25 protein-coding genes are annotated in these 26,996 nt (G+C 56.5%); 19 read left to right on the top strand and 6 right to left on the bottom strand.

Going from position 1 to position 26,996, the window contains the following annotated elements; translation table 11 throughout:
• Positions 1–170 precede the first annotated feature (170 nt).
• From ABJI08_RS06745 to ABJI08_RS06715, 7 genes are all read left to right on the top strand, one after another.
• Positions 171–1,802, top strand: a complete 1,632-nt coding sequence (locus tag ABJI08_RS06745) for a long-chain-fatty-acid--CoA ligase (protein WP_348401059.1) — start codon at positions 171–173, stop codon at positions 1,800–1,802.
• Between the two features lie 68 nt (positions 1,803–1,870).
• Positions 1,871–2,611: a hypothetical protein gene (locus ABJI08_RS06740; protein WP_348401058.1), complete on the top strand. Its 741-nt coding sequence runs from the start codon at positions 1,871–1,873 to the stop codon at positions 2,609–2,611.
• A 127-nt stretch (positions 2,612–2,738) separates the two neighbouring features.
• Positions 2,739–3,728, top strand: a complete 990-nt coding sequence (locus ABJI08_RS06735) for a nitronate monooxygenase family protein (RefSeq protein WP_348401057.1) — start codon at positions 2,739–2,741, stop codon at positions 3,726–3,728.
• Positions 3,725–4,396 carry a histidine phosphatase family protein gene (locus ABJI08_RS06730; RefSeq protein ID WP_348401056.1) on the top strand — a complete coding sequence of 224 codons (672 nt, stop codon included), beginning with the start codon at positions 3,725–3,727 and terminating at the stop codon, positions 4,394–4,396. The genes ABJI08_RS06735 and ABJI08_RS06730 overlap by 4 nt, the downstream gene beginning before the upstream one ends.
• A gap of 10 nt (positions 4,397–4,406) precedes the next feature.
• Positions 4,407–5,432: a phosphotransferase family protein gene (locus tag ABJI08_RS06725; protein ID WP_348401055.1), complete on the top strand. Its 1,026-nt coding sequence runs from the start codon at positions 4,407–4,409 to the stop codon at positions 5,430–5,432.
• Positions 5,425–6,210 (top strand): SDR family oxidoreductase, encoded by a 786-nt coding sequence (locus ABJI08_RS06720; protein ID WP_348401054.1) that lies wholly within the window; start codon positions 5,425–5,427, stop codon positions 6,208–6,210. The genes ABJI08_RS06725 and ABJI08_RS06720 overlap by 8 nt, the downstream gene beginning before the upstream one ends.
• 21 nt (positions 6,211–6,231) lie before the next feature.
• A complete protein-coding gene (locus ABJI08_RS06715) occupies positions 6,232–6,651 on the top strand; it encodes a PaaI family thioesterase (RefSeq protein ID WP_348401053.1) in 420 nt (139 codons plus the stop codon).
• An 11-nt stretch (positions 6,652–6,662) separates the two neighbouring features.
• On the opposite strand, the gene ABJI08_RS06710 is transcribed toward ABJI08_RS06715, so the two are convergent.
• Positions 6,663–8,054, bottom strand: a complete 1,392-nt coding sequence (locus ABJI08_RS06710; RefSeq protein ID WP_348401052.1) for an aminotransferase class V-fold PLP-dependent enzyme — start codon at positions 8,052–8,054, stop codon at positions 6,663–6,665.
• A 109-nt stretch (positions 8,055–8,163) separates the two neighbouring features.
• Here ABJI08_RS06710 and ABJI08_RS06705 point away from each other — a divergent pair, with 109 nt between their 5' ends.
• Positions 8,164–8,631 (top strand): Lrp/AsnC family transcriptional regulator, encoded by a 468-nt coding sequence (locus ABJI08_RS06705; RefSeq protein WP_348401051.1) that lies wholly within the window; start codon positions 8,164–8,166, stop codon positions 8,629–8,631.
• Between the two features lie 87 nt (positions 8,632–8,718).
• On the opposite strand, the gene ABJI08_RS06700 is transcribed toward ABJI08_RS06705, so the two are convergent.
• Positions 8,719–9,657 (bottom strand): alpha/beta hydrolase, encoded by a 939-nt coding sequence (locus ABJI08_RS06700; RefSeq protein ID WP_348401050.1) that lies wholly within the window; start codon positions 9,655–9,657, stop codon positions 8,719–8,721.
• A gap of 146 nt (positions 9,658–9,803) precedes the next feature.
• Here ABJI08_RS06700 and ABJI08_RS06695 point away from each other — a divergent pair, with 146 nt between their 5' ends.
• From ABJI08_RS06695 to arsJ, 4 genes are read left to right on the top strand one after another with little or no spacing between them, the layout of a single operon-like run.
• Positions 9,804–10,148, top strand: coding sequence for a metalloregulator ArsR/SmtB family transcription factor (locus ABJI08_RS06695; protein ID WP_348401049.1), 345 nt, complete (start codon positions 9,804–9,806; stop codon positions 10,146–10,148).
• Entirely contained in the window at positions 10,145–11,197 is a 1,053-nt protein-coding gene (gene arsB, locus ABJI08_RS06690) for an ACR3 family arsenite efflux transporter (RefSeq protein ID WP_348401048.1), read from the top strand. The genes ABJI08_RS06695 and arsB overlap by 4 nt, the downstream gene beginning before the upstream one ends.
• An 11-nt stretch (positions 11,198–11,208) precedes the next feature.
• Entirely contained in the window at positions 11,209–12,219 is a 1,011-nt protein-coding gene (locus tag ABJI08_RS06685) for an ArsJ-associated glyceraldehyde-3-phosphate dehydrogenase (RefSeq protein WP_348401047.1), read from the top strand.
• A 10-nt stretch (positions 12,220–12,229) separates the two neighbouring features.
• Complete coding sequence (arsJ, locus tag ABJI08_RS06680) at positions 12,230–13,471, top strand: organoarsenical effux MFS transporter ArsJ (protein ID WP_348401046.1); 1,242 nt, start codon at positions 12,230–12,232, stop codon at positions 13,469–13,471.
• Here the strand turns inward: arsJ and ABJI08_RS06675 are convergent.
• On the bottom strand, positions 13,468–15,126 hold the full coding sequence (locus ABJI08_RS06675; protein ID WP_348401045.1) for an adenylate/guanylate cyclase domain-containing protein: 1,659 nt from the start codon (positions 15,124–15,126) through the stop codon (positions 13,468–13,470). The genes arsJ and ABJI08_RS06675 overlap by 4 nt on opposite strands.
• A 165-nt stretch (positions 15,127–15,291) precedes the next feature.
• On the bottom strand, positions 15,292–16,938 hold the full coding sequence (locus tag ABJI08_RS06670; RefSeq protein WP_348401044.1) for an adenylate/guanylate cyclase domain-containing protein: 1,647 nt from the start codon (positions 16,936–16,938) through the stop codon (positions 15,292–15,294).
• Between the two features lie 120 nt (positions 16,939–17,058).
• On the opposite strand from ABJI08_RS06670, the gene lepA reads away from it, so the two are divergent.
• Positions 17,059–18,873, top strand: coding sequence for a translation elongation factor 4 (lepA, locus tag ABJI08_RS06665; RefSeq protein ID WP_348401043.1), 1,815 nt, complete (start codon positions 17,059–17,061; stop codon positions 18,871–18,873).
• Here the strand turns inward: lepA and ABJI08_RS06660 are convergent.
• A complete protein-coding gene (locus tag ABJI08_RS06660; protein ID WP_348401042.1) occupies positions 18,845–19,351 on the bottom strand; it encodes a deaminase in 507 nt (168 codons plus the stop codon). The two genes, lepA and ABJI08_RS06660, sit on opposite strands and share 29 nt — an antisense overlap.
• A gap of 14 nt (positions 19,352–19,365) precedes the next feature.
• On the opposite strand from ABJI08_RS06660, the gene ABJI08_RS06655 reads away from it, so the two are divergent.
• The 5 genes from ABJI08_RS06655 to ABJI08_RS06635 all read left to right on the top strand — a co-directional run bounded on the left by ABJI08_RS06655 (position 19,366) and on the right by ABJI08_RS06635 (position 23,005).
• A complete protein-coding gene (locus tag ABJI08_RS06655; RefSeq protein ID WP_348401041.1) occupies positions 19,366–20,007 on the top strand; it encodes a hypothetical protein in 642 nt (213 codons plus the stop codon).
• A 139-nt stretch (positions 20,008–20,146) separates the two neighbouring features.
• Positions 20,147–20,545 (top strand): rhodanese-like domain-containing protein, encoded by a 399-nt coding sequence (locus ABJI08_RS06650; RefSeq protein ID WP_348401040.1) that lies wholly within the window; start codon positions 20,147–20,149, stop codon positions 20,543–20,545.
• A 192-nt stretch (positions 20,546–20,737) separates the two neighbouring features.
• Complete coding sequence (locus ABJI08_RS06645) at positions 20,738–21,007, top strand: phosphopantetheine-binding protein (protein ID WP_348401039.1); 270 nt, start codon at positions 20,738–20,740, stop codon at positions 21,005–21,007.
• The gene (locus ABJI08_RS06640) at positions 21,004–22,212 is read left to right on the top strand and encodes a beta-ketoacyl-[acyl-carrier-protein] synthase family protein (protein ID WP_348401038.1); all 1,209 of its coding nucleotides are present in this window, start codon (positions 21,004–21,006) and stop codon (positions 22,210–22,212) included. Before ABJI08_RS06645 ends, ABJI08_RS06640 begins: the two co-directional genes overlap by 4 nt.
• Positions 22,205–23,005, top strand: coding sequence for a MaoC family dehydratase (locus ABJI08_RS06635; RefSeq protein ID WP_348401037.1), 801 nt, complete (start codon positions 22,205–22,207; stop codon positions 23,003–23,005). The genes ABJI08_RS06640 and ABJI08_RS06635 overlap by 8 nt, the downstream gene beginning before the upstream one ends.
• 5 nt (positions 23,006–23,010) lie before the next feature.
• Here ABJI08_RS06635 and ABJI08_RS06630 read toward each other — a convergent pair whose 3' ends face one another.
• Positions 23,011–23,394 (bottom strand): DUF3307 domain-containing protein, encoded by a 384-nt coding sequence (locus ABJI08_RS06630; RefSeq protein WP_348401036.1) that lies wholly within the window; start codon positions 23,392–23,394, stop codon positions 23,011–23,013.
• Positions 23,395–23,623: 229 nt separating this feature from the next.
• On the opposite strand from ABJI08_RS06630, the gene ABJI08_RS06625 reads away from it, so the two are divergent.
• Positions 23,624–26,632, top strand: a complete 3,009-nt coding sequence (locus ABJI08_RS06625) for a cyclic nucleotide-binding domain-containing protein (RefSeq protein WP_348401035.1) — start codon at positions 23,624–23,626, stop codon at positions 26,630–26,632.
• The last annotated feature ends 364 nt before the right edge of the window (positions 26,633–26,996 follow it).

Below are 26,996 nucleotides of genomic sequence, written 5' to 3'. Positions count from 1 at the left end.
AGAACCGCGCGCGCCATCGGCAATCGGCAAGTCTGCGCGCCTGCGAACGGGTGCTGTGCAGGGCGCTGAAAAAATAAAGATCATTCACAAAGTAACCTTTTGCAATCCGCCGCCAAGTGCCTAACGTATCAAGTAGAATTGACATCTTTTACGGCAGGGGAGGGCCGCAATTGCTGGGTTCCATGATGATGCGTCCGCTTAAGATCGCGGATATTTTGACATTTGCCGCTGAGATACATCCAACGGGTGAGATTGTGTCAGCGCGCACCGAAGGCGATATCCATCGTCAAACCTATGCTCAAACGGCCCACCGGGTGGCACAGCTTGCCCATGGTCTGAGGGCGCAGGGCGCGCAGATGGGCGACCGCATTGCGACGCTGGCATGGAATGGATACCGCCATTTTGAGCTGTATTATGCAATCTCAGGCATGGGTGCGGTGTGTCACACCATCAACCCCCGCCTGTCCGCCGAGCAGATGACCTATATCGTCACCCATGCGCAGGACACGATGCTGTTTGTCGACCTGACCTTTGTGCCCATTGTGGCCGCGTTGCGGGATCAGTGGCCGGAGGGTTTGCAAGTGGTGGTCATGACCGACCGCGCCCATATGCCGGACGGGGATTACCTGTGTTACGAAGAGCTTCTTGAGGGGCAACCCGAAGAAATTGACTGGCCCGAATTCCCCGAAGAGACCGCAGCGGGGCTGTGTTATACATCTGGCACCACCGGCCATCCCAAAGGCACGCTTTACACCCACCGCTCTACGGTTCTGCATGCGATGATGGTGGGGCTTTCCTTGCCCCAGACATTGCAACCGGGGCGGCGCATCCTGCCAGTTGTTCCCTTGTTCCACGTCAATGCATGGGGTCTGCCGTATACTGCGCCCCTGACAGGCGCGTCGTTGGTGTTTCCCGGCGCGGGGCTGGATGGCGAAAACCTGTTCCGGCTGATGGAAGATGAAAATGTGTATTCCGCCTGGGGGGTACCTACGGTCTGGCTGGGCCTCTTGGGCGAGGTGCAAAAACAAGGCCGTATGCCCGGCGCGTTGAAAGACATGGTGGTGGGCGGCTCGGCAGCGCCGGCCAGCATGGTGCAGACCTTTGAAGAGGCGGGCGTGAACGTGTGTCACGCCTGGGGCATGACCGAGATGAGCCCGATTGGCACCCAAGGTAATCTGCCGCCGCATCTGGACGATATGCCGACAAGCGAACGGGTTCAGCTTAAGTCCAAACAAGGACGTCGCGTCTTTGGGGTCGAGCTGAAGATCGTTGATGAAGACGGCACACGTTTGCCCCATGACGGGGCGGCTGCCGGAGAGTTGTTTGTGCGCGGAAACGCCATCACCGCCGGGTATTTCAAAAACGAGGACGCCAGCGCTGCGGCATTTGACGACGACGGCTGGTTCGGTACCGGTGATGTGGCGACTATCGATACAAATGGATTTCTGAGCATCACAGACCGAGCCAAGGACCTTATCAAGTCAGGCGGCGAATGGATCAGCTCGCTGGATTTGGAAAACACCGTCATGGCGCATCCCAAGGTGGCCAATTGCGCAGTGATCGCGGTTGCTCATCCCAAATGGGACGAACGCCCGCTGTTGATCGTGGTGCCGTCGCCTGATGGACAACCCGTGGTTTCCGAACTGATGGACCTGCTTGGCGAACATTTCGCGCGCTGGCAGCTGCCTGATGATGTGGTGTTTGTTGATGAGATTCCGCTGACCGCAACGGGTAAAGTTTCCAAGCTGACATTGCGCACTCAGTTTGCCGACTATGCGCTTCCTGACATGCAAAAAGGTTGACAAACAGGCCTGCGACAAAGTGTCTTGTCCGTAATTGCCTTCAAGAATGGGGGTGAAAGGGGGACACGATGAAAGTGAATTTGGCTGTGTTTTTTGCTTATTTGGCGGCGCAAACTGTGTTTGCGGTGTTTTTGTTCGTGTGGCTTGTGCCGCATAAACCGGGCCATATTATGGATCAGTTTTTTGGGCATTTCGGGATGGGCGCCGCGCTTGTCATCGTTGGTGGGGCTGCAATTCTGACGCCGGACAACCGGCCCTTCTATAATCGAATAGAGGCATGGGGCATGATCATCGCAGCCTCGGTATATATTTTGGCGGACACGTTCATCATGCACCCGCCATTGGGCGTTTTTGACGGCGCGGGCCATTCAGAACAAGAGCATGTCTCGCTAATGGGGGCCATTCTGGTGATTGGAATTGGGGGCCTTGTGATGATGCGAAAATTTGGGCCAGACATTTCTCTGGCGATCAATTCCGTGGTGTTCGCAGTGGTGCTCGCCATGGTCTTTCTGAACCACCATCAGCACACGGTGGCGGGAACAATTGCGCATCACGCGACGATCATTTTTGTCTTTGTCGCGGCCTTGCTCAGGTTGCTGGATCGGCATGTTGAATTTGGCATCGCGCTCGTTATTGCGGGTTGGGTGCTTTACAGTTCTCAAATGGGCTTCGCGCATTTTGTTGATATGAACGGCCACAGCGGGGGGGCGTGGGTCGCGCTGTTTTCTCTGCTTGGGTTCCTGTCTGCCATTGGATACATGCTGATGTCTCAACATGAGCCGGAATGGCGGACCAAACCGCGAGCATAACGCGTTAAAAGGCAAGGTTTTGGCCTGATCCCATTCCGGGGCCGGATGTGACGCAATGTCGTTTCACCCTTCTCTTGCCTTGCCCGGCAACGGGTCTACCGTGGCTTTAGGGAACAGGAGACAACATATGCCCGGGGACAGCCACTTGCCTAAGGCGCTTCAGGGATTGCGTATCCCTGCTGTCGCATCACCACTTTTCATCATTTCGGTGCCAGAACTGGTCATCGCGCAATGCAAGGCGGGTGTGATCGGCAGCTTTCCAGCCCTGAACGCGCGCGAGGCCGAAGGCGATCCGCCTTTGCTGGACACGTGGCTGACCCGGATCACAGAAGAGCTGGACCGCTACAATCAGGTCAATCCTGACAGGCCAGCGGCACCATTTGCGGTAAATCAGATTGTGCATCGCTCAAACGTGCGGCTGGATCGGGATCTGGAAATTTGCAACCGCCACAAGGTGCCGATCTGGATCACCTCTTTGGGCGCGCGGGTCGAGGTCAACGAGGCCGCACATGATTGCGGCGGTATCGCTCTGCATGATGTGATCAACAACCGTTTTGCCCATAAGGCGGTTGAAAAGGGCGCTGACGGGCTGATCGCTGTGGCATCCGGGGCTGGTGGGCATGCCGGGCCGCAATCGCCCTTTGCCCTGGTCCAGGAAATTCGCGAATGGTTTGACGGTCCGCTGTTGTTGTCCGGAGCCATTGGCACGGGTGATGCGCTGTTGGGCGCGCTCGCGATGGGGGCTGATCTGGGCTATATCGGCTCGCCCTTTATTGCCACCCAAGAGGCAAACGCCGTGCAGGGCTATAAGGATATGATTGTGCAAAGCGGCGCCGAAGACATTGTGTATTCATCGCTGTTTACCGGTGTGGCTGGGAATTATCTGAAAGGGTCTGTCAGCAACGCGGGCATGGACCCAGACGATCTGCCCGAAGGCGATTTGTCGACGATGAATTTTAGCGACAAGCGCGAAAAGCCTAAGACATGGAAAACCATCTGGGGATCAGGTCAGGGCATCGGCGCGGTCAAAGACGTGCTGCCCACGGCGGCGCTGGTGGACCGTCTGGAGCAAGAGTTTATGACCGCGCAGGATCGCCTGAAAAAGCGCCTGTCATGAGCAGGATGTTCCATTTGGTGCGCCATGCTCAGGCCAGTTTTGGGGCGGATGATTATGACAACCTGTCCGAACTGGGCCATCGTCAGTCGCGCGCGCTGGGCAAAGCACTCAAGGTGCAGGGCGTCATGCCGGACGCGATCTTTATCGGCGCGCAGAAACGCCATCACCAGACATGGGAGGGGATGGAGACTGCGTTGCAGACCGGGCTTACTCCGATTGTGGTGCCCGGGTGGAATGAATTTGACTTTGCCGGCTTGCTTGAGGCGCGTTTTGCCGCGCGCGACGGCAAGCCCGCCGATCTGCACAGCAACCGCAAAACCCATTTCCGCATTCTGCGCGACACGGTTCTGGACTGGCAACGCGACGCGATTGAAAACCCGCCCGAACGGTTCGCAGATTTCACCGCCCGGGTACGTCAGGCGCGCGAAATCGTGGCTGCAAGAGGTGCCAGCACACCGCTCGCCGTCAGCTCCGGCGGGGCCATCGGGCGCACCGTTGCGGATGTGCTGGACGCGCCTGCCCAACAGATGATCCTGTTGCAATTGCAGGTCAAAAATTGCGCTGTGACCCGGTTTGTCATGGCGCGCGATGCCACGTGGTTGCACGGGTTCAACGAAACGCCACATATCACCGCTGAAAATCAGTCTGACATGCTAACCTACAGCTAAGGAGGAACGCATGCACACCAGCCACCTTGACACAGACGCGGTTTCCGACTGGCTTGCGGCCCATATGGCGGGCTTTGAAGGGCCGCTCACGGCTGAGAAAATCACAGGCGGCCAGTCGAACCCGACGTTTTTGCTGACCACGCCAATGCGCCGGTTGGTTCTGCGTCGCAAGCCGCCGGGGGTCTTGCTGAAATCTGCCCATGCCGTTGACCGCGAATTTCGCGTGCAAAAAGCGCTGGCGGGCAGCGACGTACCCGTCGCGCGCATGCAGGTGTTGTGCGAAGATGACGCCGTGATTGGATCAGCCTTTTACGTGATGGACCATGTCGACGGGCGCAGTTTTGACGATCCGCGCCTGCCAGATCTAAGCCCGGCGGCACGAGGGCGGGTTTATGACGAAATGAACCGGGTTCTGGCGGCGATCCACAGTGTTGATATCGCAGCGGTTGGATTGTCAGACTACGGACCACAGGGCAATTATTACGAACGCCAGATCACGCGCTGGACCACGCAATACCGGGCCTCGGAAACCAGGTCGCTGCCGGATATGGACGCGCTGATTGACTGGCTTGCCGCCAATACACCCGCCGATGATGGCTGGCGCACGCTGGTGCATGGTGATTTTCGGATTGATAACATGCTGTTCGCGACAGACAGCGAAACGGCTAAGGCGATGCTGGACTGGGAATTGTCGACCATCGGGCATCCGTTTGCCGATCTTGGGTCGGTGATTATGCAATGGCAGATGCCGCCCGGCGCCGAAGGGCGCGGACTGGCCGGGGTGGACCGCGCGGCGCTGGGCATTCCGTCTGATGCTGCTTTTATCGCCGCCTATTGTCAGCGCATGGGACTGCCCGGAATTGACCGGTTCGGGTTCTATCTGGCGTTTTGCTTCTTTCGTATGGGGGCGATTATTCAGGGCGTTCTGAAACGGGCGCTGGACGGCAATGCCTCTGACCCGGACCGGGCCATGCAACTTGGTGCTTTTGTCCCGCAATTCGCGCGCGCTGGGCTTGAGGCCACGCGCCATGACTGAGCCGTTCAAAAACAAAGTGGTGATGATCACGGGGGCCGCCAGCGGGTTTGGCGCGCTGGCCGCAGCGCGTTTTGCCGCCCGGGGCGCGCGGCTTGCGCTGAGCGATCTGCGCGAAAGTGCATTGTCAGACGTGGCGGACAAGCTGCGCGCGCAAGGTGTCGAGGTGCTGAGCGACCGAGTGGATGTCACCCAGGAAGCGCCGATCAAAACCCATATCGCGCGGATCGCTGACGAAATGGGCGGGTTGGATGTGGCTATTAACAATGCCGGGATGGGCCATGCCGTAAAACCGCTTCAGCATTTGTCGGTCGAAGACTTTGATCGATCCATCGCGGTGAATGCGCGTAGCGTGTTTCTGGGCATGAAATACCAGATTCCATTGATGCAAATGGTCGGGCAGGGCGCGATTCTGAATGTTGCTTCGGCCGCCGGATTGGTAGGCGCAGGGCATCTTGCGGCGTATGCGGCCGCCAAACACGCCGTTGTCGGGCTGACCCGGGCCGCGGCAGATGAAAATGCGCAGCGCGGCGTGCGTATCAACGCGCTGTGCCCGTCGTTTTCCGCAACGCCCCTGTTCGACGAGATGGCCGATCAGGTTGGTGCGCGCGCAGGGCTGAGCCGTGAAGATGCCTATGCCCGCATCGCGAAACGGGTGCCTATGGGGCGGGTGTGCGAACCCGAAGAAGTGGTGCAGGCTATGCTTTGGATTTGTGCGCCGGAAAATTCATTCATGACCGGTCAGGCCATCGCTATCGATGGCGGCTTGACGGCTGTCTGACCATCGGGCATCCCGGATGTTATGACCCTTACCCCTCTTGATCCCGAACTGAATGAGGCGCCCTATGCGCTGCAACGCCATCTTGGTTTTCAACTGACCCACTGGGACAGTGATTTTGCCCGCATAGAGCTGCCGATTGAGCATTTCCTGATGAACCGCGCGGGCATTCCGCATGGCGGGATTTATGCGACATTGCTGGACACAGTTATGGGCTATGCCGGATGTTACACAGGCGATCCGGCGCATAAAAAGCTGGCACTGACCTTGTCGATGACAACCAACTTTCTATCCCGCCCCAAGGGCCATATTCTGATCGCCGAAGGACGACGCACTGGCGGGGGTGCCAGCACGTTTTTTGCCGAGGCAACCGTGCTGGACGAAACGCAAGAGATCATCGCGCGCGGGTCTGGCGCGTTTAAATATCGCAAAACCACGCTGTGATCCGCACGTGGTCAGGCGGCCTGGGCTGTCCAGCCGCTGGCCAGCTCTGCGACAGAGGCCAGAATGAAATCGACGGTTTCATCGTGCATCAGAACGCTTAGGTTCAATCGCACAAAACCGGGTTTGCTGGCGTTGTCGCCATGCAGGATATCCGCGCGGATGGTTGATGATGTGGCGTCATCGATTCCCAGCAACGCATGTACATATGGGCCCGCACAGGAACACCCGCCGCGCGCCTGAATGCCAAAATGATCTGACAGCGCGCGGGTAAAGGCATTGTGGTCAATGCGCTCGCCCTCGTTTGTGTAGGGTACAAATGACAGGATCGGCAGACGTTCGCGCCGCTCTGATGCGAGAATATGAATATTGGGATGTGCGCCCCATGCCGCAAAGGAGCCGCGCGCCAGTTCCCAGTTGCGGGCGTCAAAATAGGCCTGTCCGATCACGTCTTTTGCAATCATCGCCAAGGCGACACGGATGTCGCCGATCACATTGGGCGTGCCGCCCTCTTCGCGCTGTTCAAGATGGGTGACGTAATCGTGCTGATGTGCGTTTACAAAGGCCACGGTGCCTCCGCCGGGGCGATAGGGCACGCTTGTGCGTACCGCGTCACGGCGCAGGATCAGAACGCCGCTGGCGCCCGGACCACCGATGAACTTGTGACCGGAAAACACAATCGCGTCGATGTCGGCACCCGCCTCGGGGGCCATGTCCATTTTCAGATAAGGTCCGCCACCCGCATAATCCCAAACCATCAGCCCGCCATGTCGTTTGACGAGCCGCGTCACCGCAACAACATCAGCGCAAACGCCAGTGACGTTGGCGGCTGCGCTCATCGCGACGATCACCGGGCCTGTTTTGCTATGTGCCTCAAGTGCTGCTTTGAGCGCCGCCAAATCCGGCCCGGCATCAGGGGCTTCAGGGATTTCGATGACCCGCGCGCCGCTTTCGCGCCAAGGCAGCAGGTTGGAGTGGTGTTCGTACGGGCCGACAAGAACGGTGGCGTTGGCATCAACATTCAGCAGATGTACCAGCTGGTTCAGACCGCTGGTGGCGCCGGCGCCGGAAAAAATGACCGCGTTATCGGCGCGTGGCGCGTTTGTCAGGCGCGCAATCACGCCTCGGGCTTCTTCGCGCAACCGCGTGGTGTGGGCGCCGCAAAAGGAGGCTTCGGTGTGTGAATTGGCGTAATAGGGCAGAACCTCTTCCATCACGAACGTTTCGACCTGACGCAGTGCGCGTCCCGAGGCGACGTAATCCGCATAGATCAGCTTGCGCGGCCCAAAGGGTGTCTCGATCAAGGCGTCCCCGCCGATCAGACCGTCGCGCAAAGAGTCGATAACGTCACCTTGCCGGGTGAGCTGGTTGGCGAAACGTTCAAATGCGCTTGGCTGATGGGACATGGGACACCTTTTTCCGTGAGTAATGTAGAGCAAAGATAAGGTGGATCATGTGGGTAAGCTTCCCCTAATTGATATTGAAAAACATCCAATTTTGTGTCATTTGATCGGAATGAAGAGAGAATTAGACCATATTGATCGACAGATTCTGGATTTACTGCAAAAGGATGCCTCATTGTCCCAGCGCGACGTTGCCGAGCGCGTTGGACTGTCGCAAAATGCCATGTGGCGCCGTTTGAAGCGCCTTGAAGAGAGCGGCATTCTTTTAGGTGCGCGTATGCGGCTTGACCCGCAGGCGCTCGGGTTGGATCTGACGGTGTTTGTGATGGTGCGCACGCGCAACCATTCCATGGAATGGGCCGAGGGGTTCCGCAAACATGTCGGGCGTATTCCGCAGGTGGCCGAGATGCACCGTATTGGCGGGGACTGGGATTATATGCTCAAGATCGTCACCCGTGGCATGTCCGGGTATGATGCCGTCTATCGGCGGCTGACAACCGGGTACGAGCTGGACACGGTGACGGGGTTTTTCTCGATGGAGACGATGCTGGAAGACCGGCCATTGGATGTGTTTGGCTGATCGCAGGTGTGGGGGCGTTGCCCCCGCCGCACACCCGTGCCGGGCGCGCGGCTCCCCCGAGTATTTTTGGCAAAATGAAGGTGCGGGTCAGGGTTTGGCCTGGCGCGCAACCTGTCGAACAAAGTCGCAACAGGCGTCGGGCGCGGTGACCGGGATCATGTGACCATGTCCGGGCAAGGTCTGCATTGGCAGGCCAAACTGCGCCATTGGCGCGCCGTGGTGGTCAGGCGACAGGATCATGTCGTCTTGTGCAAACAGAATGGCGCCGGGCGCGTGCAGATCCGTGGCGTAGCGGTCGGTCAGGTGGCGCACATCAGCGCGGGTGCCCATCAGATCAGCTGAGGCCGAGATGAATGTTTGCGGGCGAAATGCCTGAATGCCGCCTGCTTTGATCTGAAAATCTTCGACAACCACGTCCGGCGCGAAAATCTCTTTCAGCATGTGTTTGCGGGTCAGTTTGGTGGTTGGGGCCACCACCGTATGCGCCAGAGCCCGGCGCAGCAGGGGCGATTTAACCTGCAGTGGGCGAAACACGTCAGGCGTATGTGATTGCGGCTGAGTGGCCGGACACAGCAGGGCCAGCGCGCCCACGGCATGCGGACGTTCAAGCGCCATGGCCAGCGCAACCGCGCCGCCAAGGGAATGACCAACCAGAACCGGCGATGTGACGTCGCGGGCATCCAGAAATTCCCAGATCATGCGCGCCTGAACCTGCAGATGTGCCTGATCGTCCGTGTCGCGCAGGGAATAGCCACACCCCGGCCGGTCCAGCGCGATCACGCGGAAATCCTGAGCCAGCGGCGCAACCATGCCATAGGTGAAGTGATGCAGATTGCCCGCCAACCCGTGGATCATGACAACGGTCTGCGCATCCTGGCGCCCTGTTTCGACATAATGGATCGTGCCACCAGTGACGGCTTGCATGTCGCCAGCCGGAGGCAGCGCCATTTCCGCCTGTCGCGCAAGGATCCGTGACAACAGCACAAGCCCGATACAAGTGGCCAGAATGAGCGTTAATACTGTCATGTCGTCTCCGGTTGGGGTTCCGTAGAGGACGCGACAGCGCGCGGGTGATGTCAAGCGTCGCGTCCACCTGAATGTCACAAAAACTTTGCAGAACGGCGCTGGAAAGGGACTTGCGCGCCACTCTATACTTCCATAATTCATGATATATGGAAAAGAGTACCGCTTTGAACGCATTTGCCGCCCTCAGTCAGCCGACCCGGCTGGACGTGTTTCGTTTGCTGATCACCAGGGGCGACGCCGGTATGCTGGCCGGAGAAATCGCTCAGGCGCTGGATGTGCGTCAAAACACGCTGTCGGCCAATTTGTCGGTGTTGTTGAACGCCGGTCTGGTGCGCAATGAACGCCAGGGGCGTGCCATTCGCTACTTTGCCGACACGTATGGCCTGCGCGGATTGCTTGGATTTCTGCTGCAGGATTGCTGTGGCGGCAAACCGGAGCAATGCCAGCCATTGATCGAAATGATTGCCTGTGAAGAGGGACCCTGCGCATGAGCGACAGCACACAGTTAGACGCCGGTTTGGGCACATTTGAACGCTATTTGTCGCTTTGGGTGGCGCTGGCGATTGGGGCCGGTCTGGGGCTGGGGGCGGTGTTTCCCGGCATGTTTGGGTTTCTGGCCGGGTTAGAGATTGCGTCGGTCAACCTGCCTGTGGCGGTGCTGATCTGGGCGATGGTATATCCGATGATGGTGGGGGTCGACTTTGGCGCGCTGAAAAAGATTGGCGATCGTCCCAAAGGGTTGGTGATCACGCTGGTGGTCAACTGGCTAATCAAACCTTTCACCATGGCGGCGTTGGGTGTTTTGTTTTTCAACGTCGTGTTTGCCGGGCTGATCCCACCGGATGACGCGCAGGCCTATCTGGCAGGGGTGATCCTGTTGGGGGCGGCGCCTTGTACAGCGATGGTGTTTGTCTGGTCGAACCTGACACGCGGAGACGCCACCTATACGCTGGTACAGGTCAGCGTGAACGACGTGATCATGGTATTTGCTTTTGCGCCAATTGTGGCCTTTCTGCTGGGCGTGACTGACATAGTTGTGCCCTGGGCCACACTGATCCTGTCGGTCATCCTGTACGTGGCGTTGCCTTTGCTGGCGGGGTTGATCACCCGAAACAAGCTTGTGCAACAGGGCGGCGAGGCGGCAGTTGACGACTTCAAAGCCCGCGTACAGCCGTTTTCCATCGCCGGTCTGTTGGTGACTGTTGTGTTGTTGTTCGGGTTTCAGGGACAGGTCATTTTAGACCGGCCCTTGGTGATCGTGCTGATTGCCATTCCGCTGTTGATCCAGTCTTACGGTATCTTTTTCATCGCTTACGGTGCTGCACGCCTGTGGAAAGTGCCGTTCAACGTTGCTGCGCCCTGCGCCATGATCGGTACGTCGAATTTCTTTGAGCTGGCGGTTGCGGTGGCAATCTCGTTGTTTGGGCTGGGGTCCGGGGCTGCGCTGGCCACGGTGGTCGGTGTGTTGGTGGAAGTGCCCGTCATGCTGTCTCTTGTTGCATTTGCCAACCGTACGCGCGGCTGGTTTCCGTCTGAGTAAGGATTAATTCAATGATCAAAATCGCGATTAACGGCCTTGGCCGCATGGGCAAGCTGGCCATTCGCAGCTTTTTCGATCTGGGTCTGGAGGCCGAGATTGTTTTGCTGAATGATGGGGCAGGGGATGCCGAACTGCACGCGCATTTGCTGGAATTTGACACGGTGCATGGGCGCTGGCGTGCGGATTTCGGGCATGATGCGGACAGCATCACCATTGATGGGCACAAAATGCGGTTCACCTCGACCCGCGATCTGGCTGAGCTGCCGCTGCAGGAGTTGGGCGTTGATCTTGTCGTTGACTGCACCGGCGCGTTTAAGTCCAACGCCAGGCTGCAGCCCTATTTTGATGCAGGCGTGAAAAAGGTCGTGGTGTCAGCGCCGGTCAAAGATGATGGCGTGGCCAACATTGTCTATGGCGTGAATGACGACATTTACGATGCGAACCAGCATAAGGTCATAACTGCTGCGTCCTGTACGACCAATTGCATTGCGCCTGTGGTCAAGGTGATCAACGAACATCTGGGTATTGAGCAAGCCAGCTTTACCACGATCCACGATGTGACCAACACGCAGACCATTGTGGACCGGGTGCACAAGGATGCACGGCGTGCCCGGTCGGCACTGAATTCGCTGATCCCGACCACCACCGGATCGGCCAAGGCGATCATTCAGATATTCCCCGAGCTTGAGGGGCGTATCGACGGCCACGCCGTGCGGGTGCCGTTGTTGAATGCATCATTGACCGACATCGTGTTCGACGTTGCACGCGATACAACCCCTCAGGAGGTGAACGCCCTGTTCGAAGAGGCGTCCAACGGGGTGCTTGAGGGTATCCTTGGCTATGAAACCCGCCCGCTGGTCAGCTGTGATTTCACCAATGACGACCGGTCCACGATCATCGACGCGCTGTCGACACGCGTGGTCAACGGACGACACGTCAAGATTTATGCATGGTATGACAACGAATGGGGCTATGCCTTTCGTCTGGCCGACGTGACCCGCATGGTCATCGCCAGCCTGTGAGCGCCGCCCCATGACCGTTGACAGAAAACCTCAGGGCCTTGCTGCCTATGGCGCGGTCACGGCGGCCTATTGGGCGTTCATGCTCACGGATGGTGCATTGCGCATGCTGGTGCTGTTGCATTTTCACACGCTGGGGTTTTCGGCGGTGCAGCTGGCCTATCTGTTTGTGCTTTATGAACTGATGGGGGTTGTCACCAACCTGTCTGCCGGATGGCTGGCGGCGCGGTTTGGCCTGACATCAACGCTTTATGCCGGGCTGTCGCTTCAGATCGTGGCGCTGGTTGCGCTGGCGCAGCTTGATCCGCGCTGGAGCCTGAGCGCGTCGGTGATTTTTGTTATGTGTGTCCAGGGCCTGTCTGGTGTGGCCAAGGATCTGGCCAAGATGTCTGCCAAGTCGGCGGTTAAGCTTTTGGCCCCCACAGGTAATGGCGCGCTGTTTCGGTGGGTGGCCATCCTGACCGGGTCAAAAAACGCGGTCAAAGGGATTGGCTTCCTGCTGGGTGCGGCCTTGCTGGCGCTCTGGGGATTTGTCGCTTCGGTCTGGATTATGGCAGGCGCGCTGGCTTTGGTTCTGATCGGCGTGACGCTGTTCATGCCGTCGGGCCTGCCGCAGGGCAAGAATTCCGTTAAGTTTTCACAAGTCTTTTCCACGGACGCCAACATCAACCGCCTCAGCCTCGCGCGTATGTTCCTGTTCGGGGCGCGGGACGTCTGGTTTGTGGTGGGCATTCCGATCTATTTCTATGCGGTGTTGTCGGATGGGTCAGAAACGGGCAACCGTGCAGCGTTTTTCATGATCGGCAGTTTCATGGCGGTCTGGATCATCCTTTATGGCATCGTTCAGGGCATTGCGCCCAGACTGTTGAACGCCAGCACCAGCACACCGGCGCAGATCGTGCACAAAGCCGTACTCTGGGTGGCTCTGCTGACCCTGATCCCACTGGCGCTGGCCGGGGCCGCATGGGTTAATCCGCCGGGCCTTACAGGCATTCTGATCGCTGGCCTGTTGCTGTTTGGCTTTGTGTTTGCGGTGAATTCTTCGGTGCATTCCTACCTCATCCTCGCCTTCACCACAGGCGAGCGGGTGACGATGGATGTTGGGTTTTACTATATGTCCAACGCCGCCGGGCGCCTGATCGGTACTTTGCTGTCAGGGCTGTCTTATCAGCTGGGCGGACTGCCGCTGTGTCTGCTGACAGCCGCCGCAATGGCAGCTGGGTCAACTTGGGCGGCCAATAGGTTGCGCCGCTAAACCGGGTCCGCCTGAGGGTGCAACGCTGTGTTAAGCCATTCGAATTCCTCGGGCAACGGAATGCGCTGCGCCGGGATCGAAGCCACTTTGTCCAACGCCTGCGCCGCCTTGCGCGCGGCCTCTAATCCGGGCTGATCGCCCGCCTCGCGGCACACCACTGCGCGCAACAAATGCAGCCCACGATCGCGGGGCGCCAGATTTACCGCTTCACCACTTTCCTGCAGCGCGGCCTCAGTGTCGCCCAGACACAAACGCGTACGCGCAAACAGGCCAAGCCGGGTTAACCGAAATGGATCAGCCGATCCCAGACGCAAATAAGCATCCTGCGCCTCTATCGCATCGCCAAACCGCCCCTCGCGCAATGCAAGCTGCGAGCGCAATTCCACAATGCCCAAAAAGGTCGGGTTGATCCGCAAGGATTGCTCCATGTCGAACCGCGCGCCTTCTAAATCGTCCAGCATGCGCAGCCGGTACATACCGCGCGCCCAGAATACGAAATCGCTGTTAGGAGCATCCGCCACGGCCTGATCCAGATCGCGGGATAGCCAGACGTTCAGCGCCTCGGAATTGTCTTCGTGATCAATCGACCACCGATTGATGCGCGCCTGTGCCCGCATGGCCAATGACATGGTGTCATTGGGCGACAACGCCAACGCTCGTTCCAACGCGCCATAACCTTTGTCCAAATGCTCCAGCGTTTGCTTGAAAAACTCATTGACCGCACGCGCCCGCAGCTCAGAAACGCTCAGCTGGTCGGTGGTCAGATGTTCCAGCCGGTCGCCATCATGCTGAATGGTCTGAATACGCACATCCGCCTCGGCCCGGTCCAGCACATCGTCGCAAAACGCAAACACATCGCTGGTATCGCCCTCATAGGTGTTGGTCCAAACCGTGCTCATGTCCTCGCGAAACAACAGCGACAGCGTGAACCGCCCCTGATCGCGCGCCACCCGCAGCCGTCCGCGCAACAAAAACACAGTTGGCGTGACCGGATCCTGCGCCGCATCCACCGTGGTGATGCCTGTGCGTTTCAGCGAATGCTGCATCAACCCGTCATGCAAATCCGTGGCCAGCGCCTCGGTATCGCTGTCATTTGGCGCAAAACTAATCGCCTCGATACCAATCGAGGGCAGGGCACCCGCATCTGGCGCCGTAGTCAGGTTGGCAGGGCGCCACTGATACAATCGGATCGGCGTGGCGATATTCTTTAGCTTGAACACACCCGCATCGCTCAGCGCGTCACGCCGGTTTTCGGACAGCTGGCGAAACAGATCCTCGCTCAGCATCACCCCACCCGGAGGCGCCTCGGTTTCGATGCGTTGCGCGATATTGACGCCATTGCCGTAAAAATCATCTTCGTCTTCGACAATCTCCCCGATGTGACAGCCAATACGCAGCTTGATCACCTCGTGTTCGGCAAGACCGGTCTGAACTTCTTCCGCACAGCTCAGCGCAGCCTCGACGCCCGGAAACGACAAAATCCAGCCGTCGCCCATACGCTTAAGCACCTCACCGCCATAATTTGCCGCAACAGGTTCCAGCAGCTGCGATTTCAGATCGCGCACGGATTTCACCGCCAGCGCCTCGTCCTCTCCCATCAGGGCAGAGTAGCCAACAAGATCGGCACACATCAGAATTGTCAGTCGGCGGTTCATAATTTCGTCCGGTATTGATTAAAAGCGGTCTGCTTCTGAACAGGTTAGTCTAGAATCTCGGGATGACCAAACGCGGTTGCAAGGGGGCAGGTAAAGTTTCTCGAATATCCGGCGAAAATTTTCCGAAAGGACACCTTTAAGCTATCTTAGTTCGGCTCCGACATTTCAGGCGAGTGGCGCGAGCTTTTTAGCCAGCCACGCGAAGTTCGCTGGCAAAACCGGTCTTCGAGTCGAAATCGCGGGCGAGTAGTCGAGTCTTTTGGCCAAAGCATCCTGATGCTGAGACTCTTCCATTTTGCCCATCGCGCCATAGGCAAGGCTGGCAAGATGATAATGCCCGACCTCATTTGGTCGTAAGTCTGCAGCGACTGTGGCGTCATCAACCGCACCCTGGTAATCCTGATTGCAGAACCGGGCTACAGCACGAAGAAACGTTCGATAAACTTGCAATGGATCGCCTGCACCGCGGTCGACAATTCTTGAAAATGCTCGATCCGCCTCCGCAAAATCCCCCTCGCGCATCGCAATATGCCCTCGCAATTCGTGCGTTTCCAGATAGGTCGGGTTAACTTGAGCACTGCGGGCAAGGTCTGACTTTGCGCCCGCAATGTCGTCAAGAAAAGTTATGCGGAACATTCCCCGGGTCCAGAAGACATAGTCGCTGCGCGGCATCTGAATCACGGCGAAATCCAAATCGGTCATCAACGCTTCGACTTTAGGTGATGGCATGGTTTCGTAGCGTGCAGTGTGGAGCATCAATTCTGCTTCTACCCGCATGGCCAGAGATACTCCGTCCGAAGCATTCAGTGTCAACGCCCGGTGCATGAGCGCCAGCCCTCTGGCCCAGCTTTCGTAAGTTACTTTATAATATTCATTGGCAGCACGCGCCCGAAGCTCTGAAACGCTGAGATCGTTGTCCGGAACACCCGCTAGTCGATCCCCGTCAAAGGCATTGGTTTGAAGTCGCAAGTCACTCTCGGCAAGTTCGAGGATGTTGTCGCAAAACTCAAAAATATTATTTGTTGAAGACTCGTAATTCTCAGACCAGACCGGCCGCCCTTCTTCACGCAACATTAGAGTCAGCGAAAGACGCCCTAATTGTCCTTCCAACCGGAGCCGCCCTCGCAAATCATACGTGGCGTTGTCAGCGGTGCCGGCCAGTCCATCGAACACAGAAACGCCTTTGCGCTTGGACAAACGAGAAATCAGTTGGCTTCGAAGGTCTTCCACAACGCTCATGGTTTCAGTATCTGCGGGCGCATACCCGATAGCGTGAACCTCGATCGAAGGTACGTCGCCCAACTGCGCAACAGAGTTGGGCCGTGGGCGCCACTGAAAGAGTCGAGCTGGTTGAGAAATGTTCTTGAGAGCAAACGTTCCGGCGTCAGAAAAATCACTGTGCCTGGTTTCGGGCAGTTGCCGAAATATATCCTCGGTGATCATCAGCCCGCCCGGCGGTGCTTCGGTCTGAACTCTCTGCGCGATATTAACCCCCGCACCATAGAAATCGTCGTCGTCTTCAATGATCTCGCCGAGATGACAGCCGATGCGAAGTTTGAGGGACTGGTGTTTATATAGGCCAGACTGAACTTGCATCGCACAATCCAACGCGGCAGCAATGGATGGGAATTCTATTATCCAGCCGTCTCCCATCCGTTTCAAAATTGTCCCACCTGCTTTTTGTGCGAAGGGTTCCAGATGAGTCGACTTCAATGTGCGGACCGCATCTATGGCCAGACCGGGGTCCTGATCCATCATTGCAGAATACCCAACTAGATCGACGAACAGTATTATGGTTAGGCGACTCTGCACGGCGTTTCCTTTCATGGTCAGGCCACCTTAAGGTGTTGTGCCGTCAAAGTGCATTGGAGAATGTAACAGATGTCCATATCACCTTGACCAAACCCGCGTTCCCCTCCATATCCCGCAACCATGATCGACCTGACCAAAATCCGCAATTTCTCCATCGTCGCACATATCGACCACGGGAAATCCACCCTTGCTGACCGCCTCATCCAGGAGACGGGCACGGTCAAGGATCGTGACATGAAGGAACAGCTGCTCGACAGCATGGATATCGAGCGCGAGCGGGGCATTACCATCAAAGCCAACACCGTGCGCATCGACTACAAGGCCGATGATGGTGAGACCTATGTGCTCAACCTGATCGACACCCCCGGCCACGTCGATTTCGCCTACGAGGTCTCCCGCTCTATGAAAGCGGTCGAGGGCTCGTTGCTGGTTGTGGACTCCACCCAAGGTGTTGAGGCGCAGACGCTGGCCAACGTGTATCAGGCCATCGAAGCCGATCACGAGATTGTGCCGGTTCTGAACAAGATCGACCTGCCTGCCAGCGATTGTGACCGCGTCGCAGAGCAAATCGAAGACGTGATCGGCATCGACGCCACCGGCGCCATTCAGGTGTCTGCCAAAACCGGGCAGGGCATCCACGAGACGCTGGAATCCATCGTGCGTGATCTGCCCGCACCCGGAGGGGACGCAAACGCGCCGCTCAAGGCGATGCTGGTGGACAGCTGGTATGACGCCTATCTTGGCGTGATCGTGCTTGTGCGCATCATGGACGGCACCCTGAAAAAGGGCCAGCGCGTGAAATTCATGTCAAACGGCACGCTGCACAGCGTGGACCGGGTCGGCGTGTTCCGCCCCGAAATGCAGATGATCGACAGCCTTGGCCCCGGCGAGATCGGCTTTCTCACGGCGTCAATCAAACAGGTGCGCGACACCCGCGTTGGCGACACCATCACCAATGACCGCAACGGCACCGACGTCGCGCTGCCCGGCTTTAAGCCCGCGCAACCGGTGGTGTTCTGTGGTCTCTTCCCGGTGGATTCGGCCGAATTCGAAGACCTGCGCGATGCGATTGACAAGCTCGCCCTGAACGACGCCTCCTTTAGTTTTGAAATGGAAACCTCTGCCGCGCTGGGCTTTGGCTTTCGCTGTGGCTTCCTTGGGCTGTTGCACCTCGAGGTGATCCGCGACCGGATCGAGCGTGAATATAACATTGAACTCATCACCACCGCGCCCTCGGTGATCTATCACGTCTATATGAACGGCAAAGACGGTCAGCCGGGCGAAAAGATCGACCTGCACAACCCGGCGGACATGCCCGACATGTCCAAAGTCGACCATCTGGAAGAACCCCGCATCAAGGCCACGATCCTTGTGCCAGACGAATATCTGGGCGACGTGCTGAAACTGTGTCAGGACCGCCGTGGTATACAGCTTGACCTGACCTATGCCGGCAGCCGCGCGATGGTGGTGTATGACCTCCCCCTGAACGAAGTTGTGTTTGATTTCTATGATCGCCTGAAATCGGTAACAAAGGGTTACGCCAGCTTTGATTACCAGATGGAAGACTACCGCGAAGACAATCTTGTGAAGATGTCGGTGCTTGTGAATGACGAACCGGTTGATGCGCTGTCGATGATGGTGCACCGGGACCGCGCCGAACAGCGGGGCCGGGCGATGTGCGAAAAGCTCAAAGACCTGATCCCCCGCCACATGTTCAAAATCCCGATTCAGGCGGCGATTGGCGGCAAAGTCATCGCCCGCGAAACGCTGTCCGCCCTGCGCAAAGACGTGACCGCCAAATGTTACGGCGGCGACGCATCCCGGAAACGCAAACTGCTCGACAAGCAAAAAGCGGGTAAGAAAAAGATGCGCCAGTTCGGCAAAGTGGATATCCCGCAGGAAGCGTTTATTTCAGCACTGAAGATGGATGATTAGGCAGAGCAATAATAAGAATTTCCACTCCAACTTCCTCAAAAATTTCCTTAGCAATCGTCATTGATTGTAAATGGCGATTGTCGTCTTCCTGTATTTCCGGAGCGACCACCGAGCGGATGCCCGATTGTACAATGGCTCTTGCGCATTCTGCACAAGGAAACAGGGAAACATAAATTCGCCCGCCATCCAAATCAATTTGAGAACGTAGCGCAGAAAAAATAGCCCTACGTTCTGCGTGTTCTAACCAAAAGTACTTTAGGTTACCAACGCGACTAACTCGGTCACCATCTTTTGGACTTTGGGGCGTTACCAACCCGTTGGCCTCGGCCGATACTTTTACCCCGTTTTTATCAAAAATAATTGCCGCAACTTGCCGATCCGGATCATCGCTCTGTTGCATCAAATGTACAAGTGAATCAATAATGCAGGAATCATCTTGTGATTGTTCGACCGGTGGATTGCCAGTTGTAAAACTCATGTGGAGACCCATCAATGCTAGTTGGCGATCAAATTGTATCTCTTGAACTTGTCAGACCGTGTAACCAAGAAAACCTAAAGAATTCCACCTTCGATTTAACTATAGGTGAGTTATTCCCTATGGGATTAGATGGTGGAACCAAGGCGCAGAGTCTAGATGAATTTTGGCTGGAACCAAGTTGCATGTTAGCCGTTCGAACCACTGAGCGGATTGTGTTGCCTGACAACGTAACAGGGCTGGCAACTCTTGTCACTTCCTTGACGCATGATGGCTTACTTTGCCTCAATGTCGGAATTATTGACCCGGGATACGACGGTCACTTAAGTGCATATTTGGTCAACTTTTCAAGGAGGCCAAGAAAAATATGTCTGAGAAACCGCCTTTTCAGAGTTCTATTTTTTGAGCACAATCCCATTTCGAAATTGGAACCTTGGGTTTATCCAAAACTGGAGTACCAGGCGGCTTTGACGAACCGAGCGACGAACGAGTTCTCGAAAACATTTTTAGATTTCAACGGGATAACAGAGCTTGCTGAAAAATCAGCTTGGAAGATAGTTCTTGAAAGTGCAACTAGTAAGTGGCTACCCCCAATTAGCTTGATTGTCGCGATCCTATCGTTAGGTGTCGCTGCATTCAGTTACTACAAGGTTGGCTAAACTATTCTAAAAACAGTAAGGTTGGTATCCTTGATGGATATGCAATCTGCCAAAGTTTTGGCACTGGGAGCGAACCCGATTTGACATACCGCCGCGCAACCGCAACAAGGGCGCGGATGACATAAATTGGAGATGCCCAATGACTCTGACTGCTGCTGCGATGTTGGAAGCCGCCCATGCGGTTGTGCCCCGGATTTCTGTAGAGGACGCGCAGGCCAAGGTGGCCGACGGGGCGTTGTTGCTGGATATTCGCGATGCACCCGAGTTGCAGGCCAATGGCCGGGCGGCGGGCAGTCATCACATTCCGCGTGGGATGCTGGAGTTTCGGGCAGACCCCAAGACTCCGTTTCATGACCCCGAGTTGCGGTTTGACCGTCCGGTGATCCTGCATTGTGCGTCCGGTGGGCGCGCGGCGCTGGCGGGAAAATTGCTCAAAGACATGGGCTATGGCGAGGTCTGGAACCTTGGCGGGCTCAAAGATTGGGCTGAAAATGGCGGAGCGGTTTCAGAACCGGTCGACCCGGGCATGCAAAGCTGATACCGACGCGGTGCCGACGTCATACCAACGTGGTGCCGACAGGTGTTTTTGAGGGGCGGGTGTTGCGACGTGACGCCAAGTTCCGGCTGGAATAATGAGGCATTGCTCAATAAACTTGTGATCTGACGCGTCAGGGCATAATGGTCACTGAATCGAACAGAATATTTAGACAGAACACTTGGAAGGACGGAAATGAGTACCGACCGCGAGACGCTTACCCGGGATTTGATGGCTTTGGTCGCCGATGAAGGTATGGTGGAAGTGTCTGATATTGCTCCGGAAAAAAGATTGGATGAGCTAGACATCCAATCGGCGGATTTTGTCATGATCCTGATGGCGATCGAAGAGAAGTACAATGTGTACATTTCGGTCGATAATGAGCTTACCGATGTTGAAACGGTGGATGATTTGCTCAACCTCGTGATTACCAAGATCGAAGAAGAAGAGGCCGCCGAGACGTGAAGCGGGTTGTCATTACGGGAATGGGAGCCATTTCTGCCTGCGGTCGCGGTGCGGAAAAGCTGATTGAATCCACGCAGTTAGGCATGTCTGGCGTCCGTGGTGTATCGTTTCCTGAGATCGAAGTTCAGCGCGTTGAAACGGCTGCGGCGTTGGCGGATGACGTCAAACAACAGTTGGTCGAAGAGATGAAGCACCGCATGCGGGAGCCGGTGGCCAACTATGCCGTTGTTGCTGCACGCGAGGCGGTTGCGCAATCCGGGCTGACTCCTGATGATTTTGGCGACAAATGTGGTGTTTCCGTAGGATCAGGCTTTGGTGGCGCGCAAACGCTCAACAAGAATTACCTGAAGTTTGGCGCCGAAGGCAGCATGCGTCTGGACCCGATGTCCGTGCCGAAAATCATGAACAACGCGTCGGCCAGTTGGGTATCGATGGAATTTGGCGCAACAGGGCCAGCCTATTGCATGGCGACGGCCTGCTCATCTGCCAGCCAGTCGATTGGTCTGGCATATCAACTTGTACGGTCAGGAGCGATTGAACGCTGTATCACCGGCGGGTCCGAAGCGTGCCTTGAGGGCGGTGTATTTCGGGTTTGGGAATTGCTACGGGTTATGACCGCAGGCAAGAACCGCCCGTTTAGCAAAGACCGGAATGGGATGACGCTGGGCGAGGGTGCTGGCATCTTCGTTATCGAAACATTGGAAAGTGCTCAGGCACGCGGTGCCGAGATTATTTGTGAAATTGCTGGCTATGGAACGAATTCCGACGCAGGTGATCTTTTGCGGCCCGACCCAATTCGGGCGGCGTCCTGTATGCAATTGGCTTTGAACGATGCGGGGGCCAGCCCGTCGGATATTGGGTACATCAATGCTCACGGTACCGGAACGGTAGCAAACGATTTCAACGAAGTTTGTGCGTTGCGGGAGGTTTTCGGGACTGATCTGAGCAACGTTGAAATTTCGTCGACAAAGCCAATTCATGGCCACGCTCTTGGAGCGGCCGGCGCGTTGGAACTGGTCACTGCGATTGGTGCTTTGCGCCAGCAAACTGCGCCGCCAACGATCAATTTCAACGAACGCGATCCCAAGATTGATCTGGATCCTGTGGCCAATGTCGCCCGCAAGATCAATACAGATACTGTGATGTCCAATTCGTTGGCATTCGGGGGCATTAACGCGACCCTGATCATTCGCGCATATGGCTAATAAGGTTCGGGAAACCCGTGTTTCGGATATCCCGTTACCTGATCTGCAAAGCGGCCAGGCTCTGGATGGCGTGCTTTCAGGGCTGATCGGCACAAATGTGTCGATTGAAACGCCTTTGATCGCTCCGGCTATGTTATTGGGAAATCCAAAGATAGCCGCCAACACACTTGCGATGACACCACCTGAACCCCTGGGCGTTATACACGAATTTCAGTTATTTCGCCGAACCAAAGGGGCCGTTTTTCCCGACGTTTCTGATGTTGTGATCAGAGAGGAAGTCAAACCGGCTGGGGTTGTGTTTGATTTTGAAGTTAGTGCGCAGGATGATGTCATCGCGCAGATGCAAACGCGTTTGCGGTTTGTTACCGCGCGCGAGATGCAGGCCCTTAAGGGCGTTGCGTTTGCCAGCAAGTTTGAAACTCCACAAACGGTCTGGGTCGAGACCACCCCAATTGGGGCAGGGGGTGTTAAGGCCTATCTGTCGCTCTCGTATGACACCAACCCAATCCACGTTGATGACGCAGCGGCGCAGGCCGTGGGACTAGCCGGGGCAGTTCTCCCGGGAATGTTGTTATGTGGGCTTGCTGAATATGGCGTGCAGAGCATTTACCCGGATGCTCGTATCTCCGAAATGAAGACACGGTTCATGGCTGCGGTGCCGGTTGGCCAAGTGATCCGATATGCGATTGTTCCCCGCCGTCAAAACGATGAAGGTCGTTTGGAAACGGCGCGCCTGTTTGCGGTTACTCAGGACGAGATGATTGCAGCGATCTTTGATGTTAGCTGTGATTGAGGGCGTCAGCTAAACGCCAGCCATGCCCAGACCATTGCAATATAAGTCAATTGGTGCAGCGCCTGGTCGGTGCCCATTGCGTACCAGTACATTGGTTGTTCCGGCGTTAGTTTGTTATCGACGGAAAACCGCGCTTTGCCCCAGTCAATGTGGAAATGCACCACAAATTCGACAATCACGATCCACAGGATCAGCGTAGGGGCGGTTCCAAACATAACAAAACACAACGCTGACAAGACCACGTGGATTGCAGCGTGCTGTGTACGGCCCATATGCCAGTAGCGTTCGCGTCCCATAATCATCTTGGCATTTTGCAAAAAAAAGTCGGCCACCAGATGCTTGATCTGAAGCGCCGCAAAAAGCAGCAAGATAGCAGAATATTGGTCCATCGGACGTGGCCCCATCTAACCCCATTCCAGACGAGCCTAGCGTCAGAATCTCGTGATCGCAAACTTCTGATTGCCAGATTCGCAAGAAAGCGTTTGAATTCCGCTGCGTAACATTGCTAGCATCGCCTGCGACGGACAGTTTGAAATCCCCTGACAAGGCGGTTCGGGAGAACGGAACATAGAACCCACGTTATTTTCCTTCATTTGGAAATACTCCAAACGGGACCAAATGGTGCTTCTGGCGCTAACGGCGTGCCTGTTTCCATTGCAGTTTCTGACGCTTGAGCTGCCCAAACGCATTATCAACGATGCGATTGACGCGGATCAAAGCTTTATCGATGTGCTGGATTACGAGATGGCGCAGGAGACATTCCTGATCGTCCTGAGTAGTCTGTTCCTGATTTCCGTGCTGTTTCATGGTCTGATGAAAATGCGGATCAACACCATGAAGGGTGTTTTGTCCGAACGTATGCTGCGGCGGTTCCGGTTTTCGCTGATCACGCGCATCACGCGATTCCCGCAACCCTATTTGCGTCGCACATCGCAGGGTGAATTGGTGGCGATGATCACGTCAGAGGCCGAACCGATGGGCGGCATGATGGGCGATGCGATCAGCGTTCCGGTGATGCAGGCGGGGCAGATGATCACGATCCTCAGCTTTCTGTTTTTGCAAAGTGTCTGGTTTGGTCTGGCGGCAATTGCGCTGATCCCGTTTCAGGCGTGGCTGATCCCCAAACTTCAGCGGCAGATAAACCTGCACAACAAAGATCGTATTCAGGAAGTGCGCTATCTGGCGGCTGAGATTGGTGAAACGGCCTCGGGTGCACCTGAGTTGCGCGTTAACGGTGGATGGCGGTTTAGGCTGTCGCGCATTACGCGCCGTCTGGGGACGTTGTTTCTGATCCGTCTAACGATCTATCAGAAAAAGTTCTTTATGAAGTTCCTCAACAACTTCATTACCCAGCTGACCCCGTTCTTTTTCTATCTGGTTGGCGGCATCCTGGTTATTCGCGGTCAGGTGTCGCTGGGTGCGTTGGTTGCTGCGCTGGCGGCGTACAAAGACTTGTCGGGGCCCTGGAAGGAACTGCTGAACTATTACAACCGTGTTCAGGATCTGTCGCTGCGCTGGATACTGATTGGCGAACGCTTCACACCTTCGGGTATGGTCGACGAGGAACTGATCGAAGACGAGCCTGACGAAATTCCGCGCCTGAAAGGCGACATCAGGCTGACGGATGTTTATGTCCGTGATCATGACGGCGACTCGGTTCTGGAAAACCTGAATGTAACGTTCCCGCAGGGATCGCTGGTCGCGATTTCTTCTAATGACGCCGAAGAACGGCGTGCAGTTGCCGAGCTGTTTACGCGTGAAATCCTTCCAATGTCCGGGCGCATCGAGATTGGTGACACGCGTCTGTCGGAATTGCATCAGCGGGTGGTGGCCACGCGCATCGGTTATGCTGATCCGTCTCCTTATGTGTTTGAGGGGACGTTTGGACATAATGTGCTGATGCCTTTGAAACGGCAGCCCCTTTCGGATTTACCTGATCCGCTCGGCGAAGCCGAAGACAAGAAACGCGCCTATGAATCCAAGCGCACCGGCAACAGCCAGGATCGCTTCTATTCTGAATGGGTCGACCCGGCCCTTGCGGATATGGCCGACGAAGACGAGGTGCATGCATGGTGGTTGGAGCTGATGGACGCCACGGGGGCAGGCAATGCATTGTTCCGCCGTGGGTTGGACCAGACCTTCAAACAGGCTGATCATTCTGATCTGGCCAAGGCGCTGGTCCGGATGCGGCCTCAGATCGAGCAAAAGCTGATCGAGGCGGGGCTGGACAAGGTCTATTACCGGTTTGATCCGGCCGAATATAACCCGGCGCTTCCAGTCGCCGCGAACCTGTTTTTTGCCACGCCGCGCGAACCGATCTATGAGCCGTCCGCAAGCGCGATCAACGATTTTCTGTCCTTGCTGCATGAATTGGGTCTGCAAGAAGGCATTCTGCGTATGTCGCAGGAAGTCATTGAGATGCTGAACCAGACCTTTGGCGTTGACGGTACAGATCACCCCTTGTTCCGCCAACTTGGGCTGAACCCGGACGAGTTCACCAACAAAGTGGCTCTGGTCGAGAAGAGCAGAGAGGTCGGGCTGGACGCAATGGAGCGCGACGAGCTTGCCCAGATGCTGGCCTTGCCGTTTGAAGTGTCCGCCGAACGCATTGGACCCGGATTTGACGACGAACTTAAGGCGTCCATTCTGAAACTGCGCCAAAAGAAATCGGAAAAGCTGGCCGAATGGCTGGTGGTGCATTTCGCACCGCTGGAAGAAGATAAGTATGCGCCGGGGCTGAGCGTTCTTGAGAACGCCATTTATGGCAAGCTTTCTGCGTCCGCCGGGCCACGTGGCGAAGCCATTCGCGATATTGTGGCAGCCGCGCTGGACGAAGCAGGAATGAAGCAACAGGTTGCCGAGCTTTTGTATGCGGTGCCATCCGGGATTGCCGGTGCCGGCTTGCCAACATCGTTCTCGGAGCCCCTGGCCATCAGCCGGGCGGCCATCAAAAAGCCTGACGTGTTGATTCTGAACCGCTGTCTGGCGGGTATTGATGAAGAAGACCGGCCGCGGATCATCGACAATTTGCGTCGGTTGTTGCCTGACACGACCCAGATATTCCTTGAGGACGAGTTCGAAGATACCGACGCGTTCGATATATCGCTTGAGATTGAACACGGGCGGATCAAAGACGGCGATGGAGCGGCCTTTGAAGAGACCGACAATGCCGCCAGCGCCGACTTGCGCCGCAAGATGCGGGCGCTTGTTTCAACGGACATGTTTGCGGGCTTGTCGCGCCGGCAACTGCGCCTGCTGGCGTTTGGCGCGCAGTGGCACAAGGCGAGTAGGGGGGAGTATCTCTTCCATATGGGGGATGACCCTTCGGATGGGGCGTATCTGATCCTGGAAGGTGAAGCTGGGCTTGGGTATCAGGGCGAAGATGGGACGAAGCATCTTATTGCAGTGGCCGGACCGGGGACACTGGTGGGTGAACTGGCATTGCTGCGTAAAGAAAAACGCGCATTGGATATGTATGCCCAGACAGACCTGGACATGCTGCGGCTTGGGGAATCGGAATTCATGGCTGTGGTCGAAAATGACGCCTCTACAGCATTCCGAATCCTGCAGGCCGTTTCTGGCTATGTGGGCGCTCCGAAACAAAGCGAGTCGCAAGACGAGTCGTGAATCGGCTGCAAATCGGGCCGATTCAAAAAAATCAGACGATGGAAACCGAAAATCCGGCCGATTCACGGGGATTCCCGGACATGAATCGCGGTGTAGGGCCGCTTGCGGGCACGATTCCTCGAATATTCCCGGCGAAACTGCCTCGCAAACAGGCGTCGCACCCGTGGTTTTTAAGGAAAAATGGCCTTTGCAGAGTTTTTTTGCAGAAACCTCAAAAAAGCACTTGCGGCCATGGCGATCAAACCGTAGAACCCCCCTCACCGGCGGCGCAGAGATGCACCAACGGGGCGCCAGACGGAGCGGCGGACGGGATCGAGAGAGACAGTTCGGAAGCGAAGCGCGGCGGAAAATTTTGAGGTTTATG

The sequence above is a fragment of the Shimia sp. genome (assembly GCF_039969785.1).
Classification (GTDB): domain Bacteria; phylum Pseudomonadota; class Alphaproteobacteria; order Rhodobacterales; family Rhodobacteraceae; genus Shimia.
The sequence above is the reverse complement of the archived record's forward strand: the minus strand, read 5'-3'. Positions and strand labels throughout refer to the sequence as shown.

Bases quoted from the DNA above. Each gene is read 5' to 3' on its own strand.
- ABJI08_RS06715 (WP_348401053.1), top strand. From the start codon at position 6,232: ATGACCCTTACCCCTCTTGATCCCGAACTGAATGAGGCGCCCTATGCG.
- ABJI08_RS06660 (WP_348401042.1), bottom strand. From the start codon at position 19,351: ATGAGTTTTACAACTGGCAATCCACCGGTCGAACAATCACAAGATGAT.
- lepA (WP_348401043.1), top strand. From the start codon at position 17,059: ATGATCGACCTGACCAAAATCCGCAATTTCTCCATCGTCGCACATATC.
- ABJI08_RS06740 (WP_348401058.1), top strand. From the start codon at position 1,871: ATGAAAGTGAATTTGGCTGTGTTTTTTGCTTATTTGGCGGCGCAAACT.
- ABJI08_RS06685 (WP_348401047.1), top strand. From the start codon at position 11,209: ATGATCAAAATCGCGATTAACGGCCTTGGCCGCATGGGCAAGCTGGCC.
- ABJI08_RS06645 (WP_348401039.1), top strand. From the start codon at position 20,738: ATGAGTACCGACCGCGAGACGCTTACCCGGGATTTGATGGCTTTGGTC.
- ABJI08_RS06695 (WP_348401049.1), top strand. From the start codon at position 9,804: ATGGAAAAGAGTACCGCTTTGAACGCATTTGCCGCCCTCAGTCAGCCG.
- ABJI08_RS06650 (WP_348401040.1), top strand. From the start codon at position 20,147: ATGACTCTGACTGCTGCTGCGATGTTGGAAGCCGCCCATGCGGTTGTG.
- arsJ (WP_348401046.1), top strand. From the start codon at position 12,230: ATGACCGTTGACAGAAAACCTCAGGGCCTTGCTGCCTATGGCGCGGTC.
- ABJI08_RS06700 (WP_348401050.1), bottom strand. From the start codon at position 9,657: ATGACAGTATTAACGCTCATTCTGGCCACTTGTATCGGGCTTGTGCTG.
- ABJI08_RS06705 (WP_348401051.1), top strand. From the start codon at position 8,164: ATGAAGAGAGAATTAGACCATATTGATCGACAGATTCTGGATTTACTG.
- ABJI08_RS06675 (WP_348401045.1), bottom strand. From the start codon at position 15,126: ATGAACCGCCGACTGACAATTCTGATGTGTGCCGATCTTGTTGGCTAC.
- ABJI08_RS06720 (WP_348401054.1), top strand. From the start codon at position 5,425: ATGACTGAGCCGTTCAAAAACAAAGTGGTGATGATCACGGGGGCCGCC.
- ABJI08_RS06725 (WP_348401055.1), top strand. From the start codon at position 4,407: ATGCACACCAGCCACCTTGACACAGACGCGGTTTCCGACTGGCTTGCG.
- ABJI08_RS06630 (WP_348401036.1), bottom strand. From the start codon at position 23,394: ATGGACCAATATTCTGCTATCTTGCTGCTTTTTGCGGCGCTTCAGATC.
- ABJI08_RS06735 (WP_348401057.1), top strand. From the start codon at position 2,739: ATGCCCGGGGACAGCCACTTGCCTAAGGCGCTTCAGGGATTGCGTATC.
- arsB (WP_348401048.1), top strand. From the start codon at position 10,145: ATGAGCGACAGCACACAGTTAGACGCCGGTTTGGGCACATTTGAACGC.
- ABJI08_RS06625 (WP_348401035.1), top strand. From the start codon at position 23,624: ATGGTGCTTCTGGCGCTAACGGCGTGCCTGTTTCCATTGCAGTTTCTG.
- ABJI08_RS06730 (WP_348401056.1), top strand. From the start codon at position 3,725: ATGAGCAGGATGTTCCATTTGGTGCGCCATGCTCAGGCCAGTTTTGGG.
- ABJI08_RS06710 (WP_348401052.1), bottom strand. From the start codon at position 8,054: ATGTCCCATCAGCCAAGCGCATTTGAACGTTTCGCCAACCAGCTCACC.
- ABJI08_RS06655 (WP_348401041.1), top strand. From the start codon at position 19,366: ATGCTAGTTGGCGATCAAATTGTATCTCTTGAACTTGTCAGACCGTGT.
- ABJI08_RS06635 (WP_348401037.1), top strand. From the start codon at position 22,205: ATGGCTAATAAGGTTCGGGAAACCCGTGTTTCGGATATCCCGTTACCT.